Source organism: Paenibacillus sp. FSL H3-0321, assembly GCF_038002865.1.
GTDB lineage: Bacteria > Bacillota > Bacilli > Paenibacillales > Paenibacillaceae > Paenibacillus_AQ.
This window is the reverse complement of record NZ_JBBODH010000001.1, coordinates 7,148,315-7,167,164: the sequence shown is the minus strand read 5'-3', so window position 1 is coordinate 7,167,164 and position 18,850 is coordinate 7,148,315. Positions and strand designations below refer to the sequence as shown.

The 18,850-nt window shown below is 47.8% G+C and carries 10 protein-coding genes; all 10 read right to left on the bottom strand.

The genetic code is table 11. The annotated features are described in order from the left end of the window. Positions 1-49: 49 nt before the first annotated feature. Positions 50-3,760 carry a glycosyl hydrolase 53 family protein gene (locus MHI45_RS31560; protein ID WP_076112360.1) on the bottom strand — a complete coding sequence of 1,237 codons (3,711 nt, stop codon included), beginning with the start codon at positions 3,758-3,760 and terminating at the stop codon, positions 50-52. Between the two features lie 248 nt (positions 3,761-4,008). After that, the gene (locus tag MHI45_RS31555) at positions 4,009-5,595 is read right to left on the bottom strand and encodes an extracellular solute-binding protein (RefSeq protein ID WP_076112359.1); all 1,587 of its coding nucleotides are present in this window, start codon (positions 5,593-5,595) and stop codon (positions 4,009-4,011) included. A 66-nt stretch (positions 5,596-5,661) separates the two neighbouring features. Continuing rightward, positions 5,662-6,588 (bottom strand): carbohydrate ABC transporter permease, encoded by a 927-nt coding sequence (locus MHI45_RS31550; RefSeq protein WP_083675759.1) that lies wholly within the window; start codon positions 6,586-6,588, stop codon positions 5,662-5,664. A 17-nt stretch (positions 6,589-6,605) separates the two neighbouring features. Then, positions 6,606-7,532 carry an ABC transporter permease gene (locus tag MHI45_RS31545; protein WP_076112358.1) on the bottom strand — a complete coding sequence of 309 codons (927 nt, stop codon included), beginning with the start codon at positions 7,530-7,532 and terminating at the stop codon, positions 6,606-6,608. A 185-nt stretch (positions 7,533-7,717) separates the two neighbouring features. Further along, entirely contained in the window at positions 7,718-9,277 is a 1,560-nt protein-coding gene (locus tag MHI45_RS31540) for a response regulator (protein WP_076112357.1), read from the bottom strand. A gap of 48 nt (positions 9,278-9,325) precedes the next feature. Then, entirely contained in the window at positions 9,326-11,068 is a 1,743-nt protein-coding gene (locus MHI45_RS31535; protein WP_083675758.1) for a sensor histidine kinase, read from the bottom strand. Between the two features lie 34 nt (positions 11,069-11,102). Further along, positions 11,103-13,514 carry a beta-galactosidase GalA gene (galA, locus tag MHI45_RS31530; protein WP_083675757.1) on the bottom strand — a complete coding sequence of 804 codons (2,412 nt, stop codon included), beginning with the start codon at positions 13,512-13,514 and terminating at the stop codon, positions 11,103-11,105. Between the two features lie 345 nt (positions 13,515-13,859). After that, entirely contained in the window at positions 13,860-14,438 is a 579-nt protein-coding gene (locus MHI45_RS31525; protein WP_076112356.1) for a TetR/AcrR family transcriptional regulator, read from the bottom strand. Positions 14,439-14,487: 49 nt separating this feature from the next. Next, the gene (locus tag MHI45_RS31520) at positions 14,488-15,108 is read right to left on the bottom strand and encodes a GNAT family N-acetyltransferase (protein WP_076112355.1); all 621 of its coding nucleotides are present in this window, start codon (positions 15,106-15,108) and stop codon (positions 14,488-14,490) included. Between the two features lie 639 nt (positions 15,109-15,747). Continuing rightward, positions 15,748-18,441, bottom strand: a complete 2,694-nt coding sequence (locus tag MHI45_RS31515; protein ID WP_439823177.1) for an adenosylcobalamin-dependent ribonucleoside-diphosphate reductase — start codon at positions 18,439-18,441, stop codon at positions 15,748-15,750. Between the last annotated feature and the right edge of the window lie 409 nt (positions 18,442-18,850).

Below are 18,850 nucleotides of genomic sequence, written 5' to 3'. Positions count from 1 at the left end.
AATTAAATTCGGGAGTTTTGTACCGCTATTAGAAATTCAATTCATATCGTTATTTAATAGAATTGTATACTATCTGTGCAATTTGTGCTCGGGTAACAGAGACCTTGGGATCTAGCTCATTACCATTTCCCGTGATCCATCCCGCTTCCACTAATAACTTCATCGCATCTTTTGCATAGCCGGCTACAGCAGCTGTATCAACAAAGCTTTCAAAGCCCTTAACATTTTTACCGGTTGGCAGCTCATCCAGCTGCTTCAGAATGTTGTTAAGAATAACAGACATATCTTGTCGGCTTATCGTTGCTTCCGGCATAAATTTATTGCCGTCCACACCAGAAACGAACCCTAATTTACGTGCAGTGCCCAGGTACCCGGTATAGTACTTATTCCCTGCATCCAAGAAATTATCGGTTATTGCGGCTTCTGTCTCGATCCCGTAAGCTTTCATGACCATCATCAGGAAGTCTGCCCGTGTCACATTTTTCTCAGGTGCAAATGTACTGTCTGCAACGCCATTCGCAATTCCTCTTGCCGCCAAATAACCAACCGCATCGCTATACCAGTTCTCCGAGTTAACATCATTGAATTTCACTTCGTTATATCCCACAGCATAATTTGAGAAATGGGTTGTCTGAAAGTTAACCTTTCCTGTTGCCGCATCATAACCTCCCCTAACCGGTTTGAGATTTCCTGCTTTGCCGATGTAATATACAACAATGGCATTCTTCTTTTCACTCGTCAATGGAGTATACGGCACGCTAATTTTTAACTTTCCGCCATTGAATTCTGTAATTTCAGCATTACCTGCTTTTACAGAGAAATCAAACACCGGTCTGTTCCCTATTTTGTTCTGAATATTCTCTGGCAAGCCGGATTTAGCAAGCTTTTTGATGCTTATTATGCTATCCGCTGCTGTACTACCAATGACAGATGCTGCTTTTGGATCAAAGGTGATCACAGCAATGCCTGCATCCACTCTTAGATCTGCTTTTGTTGTGTCGACTAACGGTTTGAGAGCCTCCTTCGGAATGACTAAGTTGACAAAATTTTCATTTCCCGCAGCATCAATCTTAATATCGATCACTACTTTTTGTCCAGCGGCTTCAGACTCTTTGACCTTTTGGACAAGAGCGGTGATCACGCTCGAATCAAGCTTGGCAGTGGCTACATTTGTTGCCATATCCTTTGTTGCCTTGATCATAACGGTATAAAACGTAGTATTGCCAGTGATAAGAGTACTAGGCTCTGTTTTTGGAGTGCTAACAGGCTCCGTTTTTGGAGTACTAATTCCCCCGTTACCGCTACCAGAAGGATTATTGCCGGCACCTCCACTAGTTGGGGGAACTGGCGTAACTGGGGAGTCACTGGTTTTAACCAGAACAAAATCGTCATAGGAACCCCAGTCACCAGGCTTCGCATCCAGAGAAACCCCTATTTTCAACGTTCCGTCAATGACCTTAATATTTTCTATAGCTGCTTTGTTCCATACATTCCAACCCTTATTCGCAAAGCTGGAAGTTAATTGGGTCTGATCACCACTAACTGCATACAACTGATTCTTCATTTCTTCGCCAGCGCCCTGCGACCAAGCCGACAAGGTGTAGGTTCCATTCGTCAAGCCGGTAATTGTCTGAGATGCTTCAAAGGTATATGCCGTTTCCTTCCAAAATCCAAGTGACTTTGCACCTGAATAGGCAGAATTCGATGCTAAAGGCGTAGAATCAGGAATGGTCCAACCCTCAGGAGTATCATCTCCATTGACATGCTCAAAGCTGGAATTCACAACAGGGTTCGGGTCCACAGTGAACTGAATGGTATACGTTCTTGTAGCCCCTCCCGTTACAACAATCTTTGCGCTGCCAGGCAAAGCAGTTGCTTGTGTAATCACTGCCACCCCGCCGTCTGCTGTTGTTGCTGCAACTGAAGGTATGGTAGTCGTACCATACGGCAGGACTACATCATATTCCTGAATGATTGGATCAAATCCCGGAACCGTAGCACCATTCACTTTCAAATCTGCCAATTGGGTGTTATCTTTCTTGATCAGTTCGAAATCGTCAATGTTCCCCCACTGCCCGTCAGAAAGTTTATAATGAGTACCTACGGTTAGCGTTCCATCCGTGACTTCAATATTATCCAGAGTAGGCTTGCTCCATTGTTTCCAGCCTGTATTGGTAAAGCTCTGAGCATCACTGCCGGCAAAAATCTCCGAAACTTCTTCACCACCACCGCCGGAGACCCAGGCCGATAATGAATATGTTCCATTTTGCAGCCCTGTGATGGTTTGAGAAGCCGTGAATTCAGCAGGGGTCGCACTATAGTAGTGTAATGCCAATGTACCGGAATGAATGTCAATATCGGTGCTAACCGCGCTTTCATCCCCTGAAATGCTCCACGAACTCAATCCGTCCTCAAAACCAGGGTTCTGTATCAAACTTGTACTGGGTACCACGGTTACTTCGCTAGAGGCAGTAAAACCTCCATCATAGGTAACAACTGATACGGTTGCAGTTCCAGTGGAAATTCCGGAAATAGTCCCACTATAAGGGTCTACTTTGACAACTTCTGGTTTAGAACTTATAAATTTCACTCCTTTATAGGTTGCATTCGTAGGGTCGATGATTGCTGATAATTTATCCGTCCCACCAACTTCAAAATTAGCCGTATGCTTATCAAGAGCCACCGAAACAACCGGATTACGGTTGATTTCGGCAGCACCATCAATGAATGCATCCATAGCGAATGTCGGTGTGCCATCTATGTTCCATGCGGATAAGGGATAGTCAAACATGATTCCTGTAGGTTCCCAGTAAAATATACCGGTTCCCATATGGTTTGGAACGCTATGCAGTTTATTTTGAACGGCTACAAGCATGTTATACACGCTATCGACATCCTTGGAAACGTCCCCCCCGACTTCAACGATCATAACTTCCTTCCCATATTTCTCTTCCAATCTATTCATGTTTTCGCTTAATTCATTAATTGAGGATGTAAAGACTGAATCCGGATAATAGGACAAGCCTATGATATCGTAATCGCTATCTTTGAGACCGGCATCTACGAGACCGGCAAAAAAGGGATCAACACCCGCTTCAGCTCCATTTGCTCTATGGATAATAACCTTGATTCCTGGAAAAACCGCTTTCGCTGCGCTTGATCCGGCTTGAATCAGTTGAACGAGGTTGGACGTATTGCTGTAACTCCCCAACGGATGCATCATTCCATTATTAATTTCATTTCCTATTTGTACCCATTCTGGTGTTACGCCTGCTTCTTTTAGTGCATTCATCACCTCAGAGGTATATTCCGATACATGTACTTTTAATTGTTCTAAATCATCGTTAGCCCATGCTTTAGGAGTGATCTGTTTTCCAGGGTCAGCCCAAGTATCGCTGTAGTGTAAATCAATCATAACCCTAAAACCGAGAGCGCTTACACGAGAGGCCAATGCAACTACTTCTTCTGTACTGTTATGACCATTAGAAGGATCATCTGAAGGATCAACCCATGCCCTAATTCTTATGGAATCAATTCCATGCTCCTTTAAAATCTGTAGAAGATCCTGTTCTTCCCCATGAACATTATAAAATTTATACCCTAAAGCTTCTAATTGTGGCAACCAGCTAATATCTGCTCCTTTGGAGAATGAGTCAGGAGCAGACGAGGCTATTGCCTTTGCGGGTAAACCAAATGATGTCATAGATAGAATCATTGAAAATGTAAGAATGATTGCCAGAACTCTTTTTCTGTTTTTCATAGTACAGCCTCCATATTTAAATTTGTGAATCTTAGATTTTTCTTCTTAATTTAGTTAAGCGCTTTCAAAGATAATAATAATTTTTTTGTGCTAACCAGGTTGCCTGGGGTCAACCGTTCACGTAACTTTCGTTCTCCAACGGAAAGCCGGCTACAGGCTCTCCTTATATAGAGTAAAAAGGGCTGCCCCAAAGCTCATGCTTTGAGAGCAGCCCTGAAGCCGTTACATAAAGTTCCACTCTTATTCAGCTATTTTTTTTGTGCTGCAAGGAAGGCGTCAATTTGCGATTGCATTTCAGTCTGGACCTTGTCGATGCCGGCTGATTTCAGCTGCTTGATCAGGTCTGCCTGGCCTTTTTCAATATCATCAATCAATCCGTACTCCAGCGGTATGGCGTAACGCAGCATTACGTTACCGATATTTGCCACTTCATTCTTCACTTTTGCTGTGTCGAAGACAAAGGTTTCCAGCGGGAAGTGATAAATGCTGGACTGCCAGGTGTTGAACATATCGTCAGCTTCCTTCGGATAAGCTGCATCTTGACGATTCAGCGGGGAATTCCAGCCCCAGTTCGAGAAGCCAGTGTAGTTAGCAGCTGCAGGGCCTGCAGTGAACTTTTTATCGCCCTCAGGATTATAGTGAGTTCCGGAGATACCATACATGGTCAAGTCGTGAATTTCCTTGTCATTTTGCAGCAGATCGATCAGCATCAGAGCACGTTCTGGATTCTCCGAGGTTGCATGAATTGACATGCCGTTCTGTGTTGAGATCGCGGCGATTTTCTTTTTGTCCGGAGTGAGGTCGGCAATTCCCAGTTCCACATCCGGTTTGTCGCGGCGCATTTCGGAAAGGTTAGCGGCTACAGTGCCCAGGTTATGGGCATAAGAAGAAATCTTCCCTGCTTTGATATCCTGCCATACATCATTTTTGTTGCTGACTACGTTTTTGGACCATGCGCCATTGTCGGCCAGATCTTTATAATATTTAAGCAATGATGTGAATTCTGGAGTATCATAAATGTTGAATATTTTACCGGAAGCATCATCCAGCTTGTAAGCCAACGGCAGAAGGTTCGCATCCACCAGGTTGAAGTTGTTGTTCTGCTCCAGCAGTGTTTGGTCTAATTCATGAAACTTCCAGCCATCAGCAGGCTTAGCTCCGAAAGCGGTTATGCCTTTTTCTTCTTTAGCAACCGTTTTCAAGTAATTGGCGTAGCTTTCAGGGCTGTTTATTTCTGGAAGATTGTATTTCTTGCGCAAATCCTCCCGATATAATACAACCTTGTCGGTAACCTCAACATTATTGTTCGGAACCATGTAGAGCTTGCCATCGACTTTCGCTTGCTCCCAGTTCACTTTAGGCATAGCTTCCCAGGTTTGCGGCATATACTTGGACAGCATATCATCAGTTAGCTCCATGAATCCGCCTTTAAGCGCCTGATCGTTATAGAAAGCCCAGTTAGCTGTGTAAACGAGGTCAAAATCCTCATTAGCGGCAAATTTCAGCGGATACTTCTGTGTCCAGTCCGACCAGTCCAGGAATTCTGTTTCTACCGTAGCATTGATTTTCTCTTTTAATTTGGTATTCAGCTCTCCGAATACTTTGTCGTAGTCGCCAGGTTGGCCGCCGACCAGTATCATTTTCAGCTTGACCTCTTTGGAAGTATCAGGAGCGCCGGAATTCGTGGCTGCTCCTTCTGTAGTGGTTGCTCCTGCATTCGTTGCTTCCGCAGCTGTATTGTTGGTATTGTTACCGCCTCCGCATGCACTGAGGATGGTCCCCAGTGTCATCATCGTTGCCAGCGTAACTGTGAGTTTCTTTTTCTTGTTTGTCATGACAAGTGTTTCCCCCTAATGAAATAGTTGGTTAGATTATATATTGATAACCGGGTTACCCCGGGATTATCCTTTGACAGCACCAATAGTGAGACCTTGTACAAAATATTTTTGAATAAATGGGTAAGCAAGCAGGATCGGTCCTGTGGCCACAATCGTCATCGCCATCTTCAAGCCTTCGGTTGGCAAATCAGTATTTACAACCGCACCCGAGGCCATCATCGCCTTACGCATGCCATCCATATTGCCCAGCATTTTGTAGAGATAGTACTGAAGTGGCATCAATTCGGACTTCGAAATATAGAGCAGCGCGTTGTACCAATCGTTCCAGTAAGCCAAGGCTATGAACAGGCCGATGGTAGCCAGTGCAGGCTTGGACAAAGGCACAATCAGCTTCATAAAGATCCGGAAGTCGCCTGCTCCGTCAATTTTGGCGGATTCTGTAATTGCATCAGGGATGCTGCTCATGAACGACTTCATGACGATAATGTAGAACACGTTCATCAGCATCGGCAGAATCAATACCATTAGCGTGTCTTTGAGATGCAGGAAGTTGATGATCAACAGATACGAAGGCACCAGCCCGCCACTGAATAAGGTAGTAAAGAAGAAGTAGAACGAGAAGCGGCTGCGCCATTCAAAGTCTCTTCGGGACAGCACATATGCTGTCATGGAAGTCAGAAACAATCCAAACAAGGTACCGATTAGCGTAACGGTGATCGTCACAGCGTAAGCTCTGAGCATATCAGCCGGATACTTGAACAGTACGCTGTAGGCTTCGGTGGAAAAGGTAGACGGGATAAGCTGGAAACCTTTCTCGATAATGGAGCTTTCTTCACTTAGCGAGGCCGATATCACCAGCAAGAAAGGAACGATGCAGAATATAGCGAGTACTGTAAGCGTCAAGTATCCGATGATTGACAGTACCAGCCGGTCTGTGTTGGCACGTTTGTGTACCTTTGGTGTTTGGATCTTTGCAGTAGTTGAACTCATTGGGCTACCTCCTTTTCCTAGAATAAAGCACGATCTTTATCGTATTTGCGTACTGCGTAATTGGCGAGCATGATAGTCGCAAAGCCCAGCATCGATTGATAGAACCCGGCCGCAGCAGACATTCCGATTTCATTGGAAGTCGTCAGGGAACGGAACACGAAGGTGTCGATAACATCGGTCGATGAGAATAGCAGGCCGTTGTTTCCGACCATGTTGTAGAACATCCCGAAATCACCGCGGAAGATGTTGCCGATAGCCAGCAGCACCAGAATGATCACCGTAGGGATCAGGTTCGGAATTGTAATCTTCATGATGCGCTGGAATATATTCGCACCATCAATTTCAGCTGCTTCATACATTTCGGTATCAATACTGGTGATTGCCGCCAGATACATGATTGTTCCGTATCCCAGCGCTTTCCAGGCTGACACAACTACAAGAATAACCGGCCAGTAGGCTGCAGTGTTGTAAATATCAACCGGCTGCATGCCTAACCCCTTAAGCAATACATTAACGGTACCAACATCGAAGTTAAACAGGTTGTAGGCAATGGCTCCAACTACTACCCAGGAAATGAAGTAAGGCAGGAACAGTATTGTTTGCGTAATCTTCCGAAACCATTTGCCTGCAACCTCGAACAGCAGGATGCCCGCAAAAATCTGCAGCACATTGTTTACAACAATAAAAGCAATATTGTATAGCGCTGTGTTTCGTGTTACGCGCCAGGCGTCACCGGAACCGAAGAAAAATTTAAAGTTGTCCAGTCCGTTCCATGGACTGTTTAAGATCCCATCGCTATAATTGTATTGCTTAAACGCCAGCACAATCCCCGCCATAGGCACGTATGCAAACAACAGGAAAAACAACACCGCCGGAGTCAGCATAAGAAGCAAGGTTCTATGCTTCTTTACTTTGTGCCAGAATCCATATTGTTTCAGTTTCATCTCGAATCCCCTTTCCATCTCTCAATTTCTCTATGTATTTAGTATAAAGAGGCATTCATCTCTTGTGGATTGAGCATGTCAACAAATACTAATACTTTTCCAACGATAGTTAAAATATATATTCTCCTAAAAATACAAAAACGTCGCCTCCGGGCCGATGATCGACCAGGGCAACGTTCTATTGGCTATACTTTATGCTTTTTGCGATACTCTCCCGGCGTCATACCTGTAATCTGCTTAAACTGCCGGTTGAAATAAATAAGGTTCTTGTAGCCCATGCGCTCGGCAATCTCATATATCATAAGTGTAGGATCACTCAGCAGCTCGAATACCCGGCTGGTCTTGCGTTCTTTCACGTATTCATTGAAAGGCAGTCCGTAATCTTCCTTGAACAGGTAGCCTAAATAATTCGGTGTGAAGCTGAAATGGGCGGCTACCTCTTTTAAGGTAATCTTTTTCTCCAGATTCTCCTCCACATAGTTGATAATCTCATCAATCAGCCTGCGTTTCTGCCGCTGCCGCTTCACATACAGCAGCTCTGACAGTTCGAAGAACCTCCGTCTCATCCATGATAGAATGTCGTGAATCGTCTCGAACTGGAACAGAATATCCGGCTGGTGAGATTCCCACTGCAGCAGCTCATATAGATTCTCGTTCTGCTGCTGCAAATCCGCATGAAGTTTGGAGGTGATGCGGATAATCAGCTCATAGACATCCTTCTTGCTGGCACTCGTGAACAGCTCCAGCAAATGGTCGTCGATCGCCACCAGGTCATACTGAATGATAGCCTCGAGCAGTTGTTCTACAGTTTGTTCAATGCGGACGCCCGGTGTCTCTCGCGGCGAAGGCTCCATGCTATCACGGATCAGGCGATTTTTGCCGAGTAGCCATTTCGCGCTGAGTGCAGCCTGCGCCTGCTGATAAGATTCATGCAGCCCCGCCTCTTCCTGGGCATATTGACCGACGCCGACAGTCACTGTGCAGAGAGAAGACTCTGCCACCTTGCGGATAAGCTCCTCCAGCAGATTCAGGAAGCTGTCCTGCGGGAGATTGCACAGAATTACAAACCGGTGATGCGAAGCGGCAATCAGTGTACCCATCTTGGCATTCTCAACAATGGATTTAATCAATCCGGCCATTTGCCGCGTCTTCACGCGTGCATCCTCCTCGGACAAATCACGCATCTTCCATTCCAGATCATCAATCTCTACAACTGCCGCCGCTGCCCCCTTCAGCAACAACGGAATCAAGGCGCTGCGCAGATGCGGCTCAGCGGGTTCAGGGGAGGTTTCATCGAACCAGCGTAAGATAAGCTCCTTGTTTACAAGCGACAGTGCTTCGCTTAAGGAACGGTTCTGCTCCCGCTCCTGTTCTATGGCTGTACACAAGGACCCCAGCATTTCGTACAGATCCTTGTCCTTAACAGGCTTCAGCAAATAGCCGGAGGCATTGATCTGAATGGCCTCCTTGGCATAGCTGAAATCCTCATGGCCGCTGATGAAGACAATTTTGATCTTGGGATGGATCAACTTAGCCCTGCGTGCAAAATCCGTTCCGCTCATAATGGGCATACGTATATCGGACAGGATGATATCTACCTTTAGTTGCTCCATGATCTTAAGCGCATTGAATCCGCTATTCGCTATCCCCACTACTGCAATATCGAGCGAGCTTGCCAGCACTCTGCGCCGCAACCACTCCAAATCGACAGCTTCATCATCTACCAGTAATACATTGATACTCATCGAAATTATTTCCTCCTGTGCTTGTACAAGATGCAACCTCGTAATTCATCAGCGGAACTGCTCATCAATCTCCTCGCTGTCCTGAAGCCCGGCGGGAAGCAGAAGCTGAACCGTTGTGCCTGCCCCGTAAATGCTTGCAATGGTCACGCCGTACATGTCCCCGTATCTAAGCTTAATCCGCTCATGCACATTTTTAACTCCATAACCACCGGAATGGTTTGGCCCTTGCATCATTTTCCTGATATCATCTGGCCGCATGCCGATGCCATTGTCAATAACCTTAAGCTCAATACAGCCGCCGACTTTCCGGCCTGTCAGACGAATAGCGATCGACTCACCAAACCAGGCATGCTTGAAGATATTCTCCACAAAAGGCTGCAGCACCAGCTTAATTACCTGCATATGCATAATCTCCTCGTCCACATCGACATACAGAGTGAATGCATCCGCATATTTAACCCGCTGGATTTCCAGGTATGTCTCCACCTGCTCCAGCTCCTTCTCCAGTTCAATGTACACATTGCCCTGGTTCAGCGTCAGCCGGTAGAAACGTGACAGTCCCTCGACCATCTCCGTGACCTTGGCGATTTCGCCCAGATTAGCCAGGCTGCTTATGGTCGAAAGCGTATTATATAGGAAATGCGGATTAATCTGTGCCTGCAGGGCTTCCAGCTCGGCCTGCTTCTTCTGGATCCCCTGCACATAGACGCTGTTAATGAGCCCCTGAATATTGGCGGCCATGTCATTGAATGAATCCGCAATCTGCACAAATTCATCATTACCAGAGAAGCGAATCCGTTTCTGGAAATTCCCCTCCTGGAAGGAACGCACCAAGCCTACGATCCGGCTCATCTTGCGCCCCGAAATACGAGCCACCACATATCCGATCAAGGTCATGACGAGGAAGCTGAGCGTACAGACTGCAATAATCACCTTACGCAGCCGGCCAGCATCCTGGGTTAGATACTTTTGCGGAACCATGGCTTCAATTACGAAATCACTGCCCTTGATCTGCGCATGCAAACTTAGAAAGTTCTCACGTCCATCGTCATAAATGGCTGTTCCTCGCTGGAACAGAATGGACCCGGTAGTCTCTTCCACCAGCCGCAGAGTAATCCCCTCTTCCACGGGGAACGTATCGAAGCCGCCGAACAGATCCTCCAGGGAAACGGTAATACGCACAAACCCGATCACCGTTTTGTTATCACTGAAGCTGACCAGTCTGCGGACATGAGAGAGATTGTCCAGCTTCTGGTCTGTATCAATCTGCAGCCATAAATTATCCCGCATCGAATCCTTAAGAGACCGGTACCACTCACTGCCGGTGATATCCTGGATGGGCAGAATATAATAGTCGCTATCATAGATCGGCTCATCCAGGTTATCCCCTGATATAATATTGAGATCACTGTTCGGTGTATAGAGCATGAAGCGGATCTTGTTTCCGAACAGCTGCAGGGGGGCGGTAATCTGGGGAATAATATCATCGATCATCGTCAGATAAATCTCAAACGGTGTCCCCTTCAGCTCAAGCGCACGCTGCAACTGCTGGCTTCCGAACATGTTGTCCGACATCCGTTGTATCTCATCCATTTGATAGCGGATATTATTTCTGGCCTGCTCCAAACCCGTCCTGATGTTGGACTCTGCCATTTCTGTCCTTGAATCGGTCAGCATCGAATAGGAGATGTAACCGATGAACACATCGGTCAAGAGAACTAGCAGCAAGTAAGGGATCATCATTTTGTAAGTGAAAGGCATATATTTCTTCATCTTCAGCTTAGGCATCATTCGCGAGACATCCTCTGTATGGAATTCGTTATGTCTATATTATCGTTCCACTGGCTGGAAATAAAGGTTCCCCGGGTGCTGCCTCTAGTACAACTTCAGCCGCTGCCAGTCCCATTGATACGGCTTTCACCTTAATGGAGCCTGCTGCTGGTGAAGTCTGAATCAAGGCCAAGCACCAGCCGTTAAAAGCCCGCCGGATCGCAGACTTGTCCGGTTCATGGCTGCTTGGATTCCCGTTGCCTACACCAAGCAGAGACCCGGCGCCCGTCACTTCAAAGCGGATCTCATTATCGGCCGCCGGAACGATATGCCCCTGTTCATCCAGGATGGCAACCCGAACCGGAATCGTATCCAAACCATCCGCTTGACCCTCCAGCCGATCAGGGTACAAGCAAATCTGGTATGGCTGGCCTGCTGTAACAACAGCCTTCTCGGCAATCACATGACCGCCGCGTTTTCCGACTGCTTTTAACTCGCCGGGCTCATATACGACCTCCCACGATAAATACCCGGTCTTGTCCACCTGCTGTTCACCCAGGCTTTTGCCGTTCAGGCTCAGCTCCACCGTATCGGTATTCGAGAACACGCGCACCTCGATCCGCTTCCCCTCCGACCCGGGCCAATTCCAATGCGGAAGCAAATGAACGATCGGCTCATCCTTCCAGACCGCCTGCATATAGTAATAGCTGTCTTTAGGGAACCCGCAGGTGTCCATCAGCCCGAAATGCGAGTTCACGCACGGCCACAGATATGGAGTAGGCTCTCCCCGGTAATCGAACCCGGTCCACATGAAGACGCCAGTCAAAAAGCGGTTATTCACAAGATCACTCCACGCCTGCTGCGGGGTGCATCCCCATGAAGGAATATTCGTGCCATATTCGGAGCAGTAGCCCCTTACCGGGTCATCTTCATAGATTCCCCGGGTTGCGGTATAACTGGCACATTCACTGCCGATCATGAGACGCTCCGGATACTGCTCGTGGTCGCGGATATCAATGTTGAGGTGTTCCCGGTGCCCGTAATTGTAGCCTGTAATCTCTACCGCATCATTGTAGCCATTCTCATTCCAGCCGTGGTTCATCGCAGCAGAGGTCGGCCTTGTCGGATCTATCCGGCGGGTAGTATCTGCGAGCGTCTTGAGTATCCGGGCGCCCGTTACGGTGCCTTCCAAAACCTCCTCATTCTCCAGACTCCAGATGATCACACAAGGGTGATTCCGGTCCCGGTAGAGCATCCGCTTCAGTTGACTCAGGCCGCCAGGGCTGCTGTCAAGCTTGCGGTTCTCATCCATGACCAGCATACCGACCCGGTCGCACATATCCAGCAGCTCGGGAGTCGGCGGATGATGTGCACTGCGATAGGCATTAGAGCCCATTTCTTTAAGCAGTCTGAGCTTATATTCGATCAGGCTGTCCGGCAGCGCCACGCCGACCCCGGCGAAATCCTGATGATTGCATGTCCCTTTAATCAGCAGCGGTTCTTCGTTCAGAAAGAACCCTTCATCCGCATCGAAGCGGATGCTGCGGATGCCGAACACCGTCTCATACCGGTCAAGCTCTTTTCCTTCATATATGACAGTCGATTCTGCCTTGTACAGATATGGTGATTCAGGACACCAGAGCATAGGCTGCTCCACTTCGAAAATCTGCTCCAGTTCCGTCTCGGTGTACCAGTCCGCATAGGCGTCCTCCATCTTAACACAGACCTGCAATCCGGCACCATCATATATCACCGTGCGCAGGGATACTGGAAGGCCCTCTGTGTAATCATTGCGGATGCGGGTGCGGATATTGACCATAGCCTGTTCTTTGGTAACTTCCGGTGTCGTTACATAGGTGCCGTATTCGGCCACATGCAGGCGGTCTGTATTCTCCAGCCAGACATGTCGGTAAATGCCGCAGCCCTCATACCACCAGCCTTCGCATTCTGTTGCATCGACTTTGACGAGAATGACATTTCTGCCTTCCTCGCCGTAACGGAGAACATCCGACAAATCATAACTGAAACCTATATAACCGCCATGATGCGAGCCGATCAGATGACCGTTGACCCATACCGTGCTGGTGCCGGATACTCCGTCAAAGCGTACTGTCCACTTGCTCCCGGCAGCGTCTGCCGGAAGCTCGAAGGTTTTGCGGTAATAGCCTATCCCGCCCGGCAAATAACCATGGCTGCCGTCCCGCGAGCCCAGCGACTCATCCTGAACATATTGCTGCTCTACACACCAGTCATGCGGCAGATTCACAGAACTCCATTCAAGCTGCTGTTCACCCATCCCTTTATCGTTAAAAGCGATATCCAGCCACTCCCCCTCCTTCAGAGAGCTCGCATCGGTAATACCGCCTGTCATCCCACCCTTGACTGCGTAGGGAATCCGGATCTCCCCTTTGTGAAAGCTCCAACTCCCATCAAACATGCTTTTGCTTCTCACCGTTTTAAGTTTCATTCTGTAACTGCCTCCTCGTTGAACTAATATTCATATTGTAGAGTAGATTAGCATTTCGCAGTTAGTACAATGCTAATAATGAATAGCACAAAATGAATAATACCGGGAGCTGCCGTAGCCAACACAAAAACACCCCAAGATCATCTCCCATTCATACCCTACAACAAGGGTACATTCTCTTGAAGGTGTTTTAATTTGTCTCACATTATAGGGTCAGTCCCTACTTCTCCAATAATAAAAGAGAATTATGTTTTTCTTCATTATTCATCTGGAGCTTTACACGGTCTTTCACATCCTCAGGAATTACCCGGTTTCCATTCTCTACATTATAATAGACGCCTTCTACTACCCAATTGATTTAGGATGGTCTGTTTTGATCAGGCCATATAAAACAATATCACTCATCGCCTTGATGCCGGACTCGAAGCTGACCTGATGGCCCGCAATAAACTCATAGTCCAGCAGCTTTCTCAGAGTCTCATTCAGCATGAGCTTGAGAATTACGGTGTCCACCTTTTGCAGCTCATCACGGTTTATCCCTTCCTCCACCAGTGCAATTACACCATCCCAAATCGTATTCAAGTGATGATTCACCTTCTCGTAGAGCCGGGGATAATACCGCTGAAGGTCATCCATGTGCCTGATGATCGTGCCAATCGAATAGGCGTCGGGAATATTCTGAAAATAAAGTCTGATTTTATCCTGAATCGGGAGCCCTGTATTTTCCAGGATGTCTGTATCCGATTGGATAATCTGCGAAAAGACAAAATCAATCGTTTTCTCTATCATTTCATCCTTACTCGAAAAGTAGGCATACACTGTACGTTTGCTCGTGCCCAGTTCTCTCGCCAGATCCTCCGTGGTAAACCGCGTGCCTTTGGCTCCAAAGCATTTTAAAATTTTCAAATAGACCCTGTTGTCCATGTTCCTGACAGTCCACCCTTCATTCAGCTTAGCGTCTATACCTTAACACTCATGTAAGGACATGCGGAAGGGTTTTTACCATACGGTACAAATAATACGGTTTTTTCTCTATGGAATCCGTAATCCGGTATCCCAGCCGCTCATACAGCTTGATGGCCCGTACGTTCTCTTGCTTGACGGTCAGGGAGCATTTACCGTAGTTACTAAATCCGGCTTTTTCCTCTGCATAATGAATTAATTTCGATCCCACCCCGTACCCCCGGCTTTCCGGCAATGCAGCCAAAGCTCCGATATGGTATTCATCCGCTCTTCCCTCATTCAAGCTTACCATAGCCCACAGCTCCTGCAAATGCAGCAGCGAATGCTTGATGAGATTCCATTTCCGCAGTTTGATTAGCTCCCGGACAGTGGGCCAAACCAACTTGTCCATTACAGATACCGGGTAGCAGGAGATGATCCCTATCGTTCTGTTGTCCAGTCTTGCTTCAAAAGCATATTGATGGCTGAAACGGTTCTTTCCGAGTCCCCATAATTTTTGCAGGGTGTTCTCAATTAATGCTTTATCTGCCGTTCCGATCAGCGGATAGGCCATATAATCCAGTGCCATCCCCATCAGTCTGCCTCCGTAAGCCGATTTGGGGTTGCCATGTGTTATTGAAATATTGTCCATATTAAAACTCCTCCCGAATCACATTGGTACTCATTTAGTTTTCATAGTACCAAGATACCCAAAGCCATGCCTTTTGTCAAACAGAGCCTATTAAAACTTTGCTGAATTGATCTGGGGCTGTAGCAAATCAGCTCTTAGTTCACCTAAGAAGATTAAAATGTTGTAATACGCCCTCTGTTGCTTGTAATGCATAATTAGCTGAAATAATAAAACAAGCACTCGCCCCACAAAGACGCGTACGGGATATGTTGTTTCATTTTCCGGCAAGGTATTGACCCAATAATATGAGGGAAATTCCGGCTCCCTATATTATTGACTTTACGCTTTGGTGAATAAAGTGCATCCGCTTTTACCCATATTTTTTTGCTTAACCAGTCCACTGACTATCCCTCCCTGTCATATAAATGACATTTCCAAATCGAACTTTCTTTCTGTGCTTATAGCCTCAGTTATTTCCGAAGGAGGAATATGGTTAAACTAGAACAGTAAGATGTTGAAAAACTAAAAAAAGCCTGAACCAACAAGGGTTCAGGCGATGACAATTTAAATTCATATATGGTGACAAACTAATTTCCAAGTGATGACGAAACTAATTACAGCGCACCACAAATTACAACACAAACACATTCTACCTACTTCTTACCCACACCGGCTATACCCGCAGTTGCTGCAGGTCTTACAGCCTTCGATGTTAACCAGCGAGGCGCTGCCGCAGGATGGGCAGAGGTCGCGTGAGACCGCCCCATGGCTGTGTGCGGCATGGCCGCCGTGGCCGTCGTCCGCTACTGCCGCAGATGGTACGCTCGATTTCAACTCGGCGTTCAGCACTTCGTTGAAATCCTCCAGCTCCAGCGTTGCCGCAATCGGAGCGGGCACATGGTCGTCATGTGCGTTATTCAGCACATGTGTTTCCAGTGCCTTCGCTACCGCGTCGGCGATGGACTCGACGCGGTTCGCGCCGAAGCCGATGGCACCGGAGCCGCCGATGCCCTTGAGATGCTTGATCAGCAGCTCAACCTTCTCGCCGTGGTCGCCGTAACGGAGGAACAGCGAGCAGACACGGCCCAACGCTTCCGCCATGGCGAAGACGTCGGAGCCTGCTTTGCCGACATTCAGGAAGATTTCTGCCGGAATGCCATCCAGGTCGTTGATAGTGATATACGCCATGCCGAATGGCGTGTTGATCTTATAGGTTGCGCCGCGCAGCACCTGCGGGCGTTTCTTGTATTGCTTGTCGACAACATTGGCATTGGCCTGTGGCGCAGGGCTTGCTGCCACAACCGCGCTGGCCGGTGCAACTTCTACTGCCTCCGGTGCAGCCGTTTCCGCTGCCGGAGCCTCTTTCTTGTCTTCCTTCTTCGTGGTTTCCAGCACTTGCACATCGCGGCTGCCGTCGCGGTAGATAGTTACACCTTTGCAGCCCAGATCGAAGGCCATTCCGTACAGCTCGGCAGTTTCTTCAACGGTGAAGTCTGACGGGCAGTTGGCGGTCTTGGAGATCGAGCTGTCCACCCAGCGCTGAATGGCAGCCTGAGCACGGATGTGATCTTTAGCCGACAAATCCATCGAGGTTACGAAATAATCAGGCAGCTCTTCACCCGGATGGGCTTCCAGCCATTCCTGTGCAATCGGCACGAACTGCTCGTCGTAGCCGAGACGGCTTTGACGGAAATATTTGAAGGCAAAATAAGGCTCAATACCGGTCGAAGTTCCTACCATTGTACCGGTGCTGCCTGTAGGCGCCTGGGTAATCACGGTAACGTTGCGCATGCCGTGCTTGCGGATGGATTCACCCACCTCCGGATAAACTTCGGTGATGTTTTTCATAAATCCGCTCTGCAGATATTTGTCGGTATCGAACGCCTGGAACGAACCCTTTTCGCCGGCAATTTCCGCTGAAGCCAGGTACGCTTCGCGGGCCATAAAGCCGTACAGCTTGTCCAGAAACTCCAGCGATTCAGGACTACCGTAGCGGATGTTCAGTTTGATCATCAGCTCAGCCAGACCCATAGTTCCAAGGCCTACGCGGCGTTCCAATTTCTGGTTGGCTTCATTTTCCGGGAAATGATATGGCGTCTTGTCAATGACATTGTCCAGGAAACGAACAGAATAACGGGTAGTCGTCGCCAGATCGGCCCAGTCCACATCATGATTCTCCGCATCGTAGAACTTCGAAAGGTTGACGGCGGACAGGTTGCAGACACCCCAGCCCGGAAGTCCTTGCTCACCACACGGATTGGTGCAGATAATCGGATTAAAGTACCAGCTGTTGGACATTTGGTTGTAGTATTCCATGAATACGACGCCCGGCTCTGCCGATTTCCAGGCTGATTCAATAATCGTATGCCAGACATCGCGTGCCTTAACAGTACGGTAAGGAATGACCCGGCGGCCGTCCGCTTTCCATTTATCGAGGTCACCGTCCCAAATCGTATCATAATCAGGGTCAGTCGTATCCGGGAATACAAGCTCCCAGTCGAGATCTTCTTTAACAGCTTTCATAAAAGCGTTGCTGACACATACTGAAAGGTTGGCATTGGTCACTTGACCCATAGTCTGCTTCACAGTAATGAAATCAACCACATCCGGGTGCCAGTCATTGATCATCAGCATCAGCGCGCCACGGCGGCTGCCGCCCTGCTCAATCAGTCCGGTCGTATAGCTGAACAGCCCGCCCCAGGAGACAGAGCCGCTGGATGATCCGTTCACGCCTCTAACGATAGCACGGCGGGGACGCAGCGAAGACAGGTTAATCCCCACGCCGCCGCCGCGGGCCATAATCTCGGTCATTTCCGACAGTGTCTGCATAATTCCGCCGCGGCTGTCTTTAGGCGAAGGTACTACATAACAGTTGAACAGCGTCAGTTCTTCACTGGCACCGGCGCCTGCGGCGATCCGTCCGCCCGGTACAAGCTTCCAGTCATCGAGAATGGAGCGGAACTTGCCTGTCCATTCTTCCTGAAGCTCAGGCGTTTTCTCTACCGAAGCCATGGCGGCTGCGAGCCGGTCCCACATTTCCTCCGGAGTTTTCTCTATATTAAGCGTAAGCTTTTCTACATCCGATTTCACCAGTTCACCACTGCGTGTCTTCACGGTAACAATCCGTCCGCTGCGCTCCACAATTTCGCCAACTTCCTTGGTAGGGAATTTGGGATCGTCTTTGGTCAGGACGAGAACAACATCGCCTACTTTGGCATTATTGCTGTCCGCATCCTTCCACGCATACCGGTCCAAAAATATTTTCTCGCTTAGGCCCTCAAGGCGCTGCTTGCGTTTCACTGTACTCAATAGAAAAACCTCCCGGATGTATGATATGTAAATCTTCCGTTCCATGATGTGGGCTTACGTTTTGTGACCCACAACAAAAACTTCCAGCTGCCCTGCTTGTGCAAAGGAAGTTCCTCTTGTCAATAACAAATAACCGTCAAATGCTCTGATAAATCAATATTTCAAGCATTTGTAACAATATATTGTGTGCGTCAGCTTTTAAACTATACCACATATTGTATCGGAGGTCTTTTTCGATATAAGAAGCCCCGTGGCGAAAAATCGGCATCCATGACGCCTTTTCTCACTCTTGCTCGTTTTTTTATAAAATCAGAAACTAAAAGTTTCATCTGAGGGTGAGTGAATCTTTAATATGCACAACTCTTTCGCAATCCATATCAGGTTATGAATTCTCTCTTTTACGCGCATACTACTTCTACGCTAGTTCGATATGATACAGCGCCGGAGGAGGCTG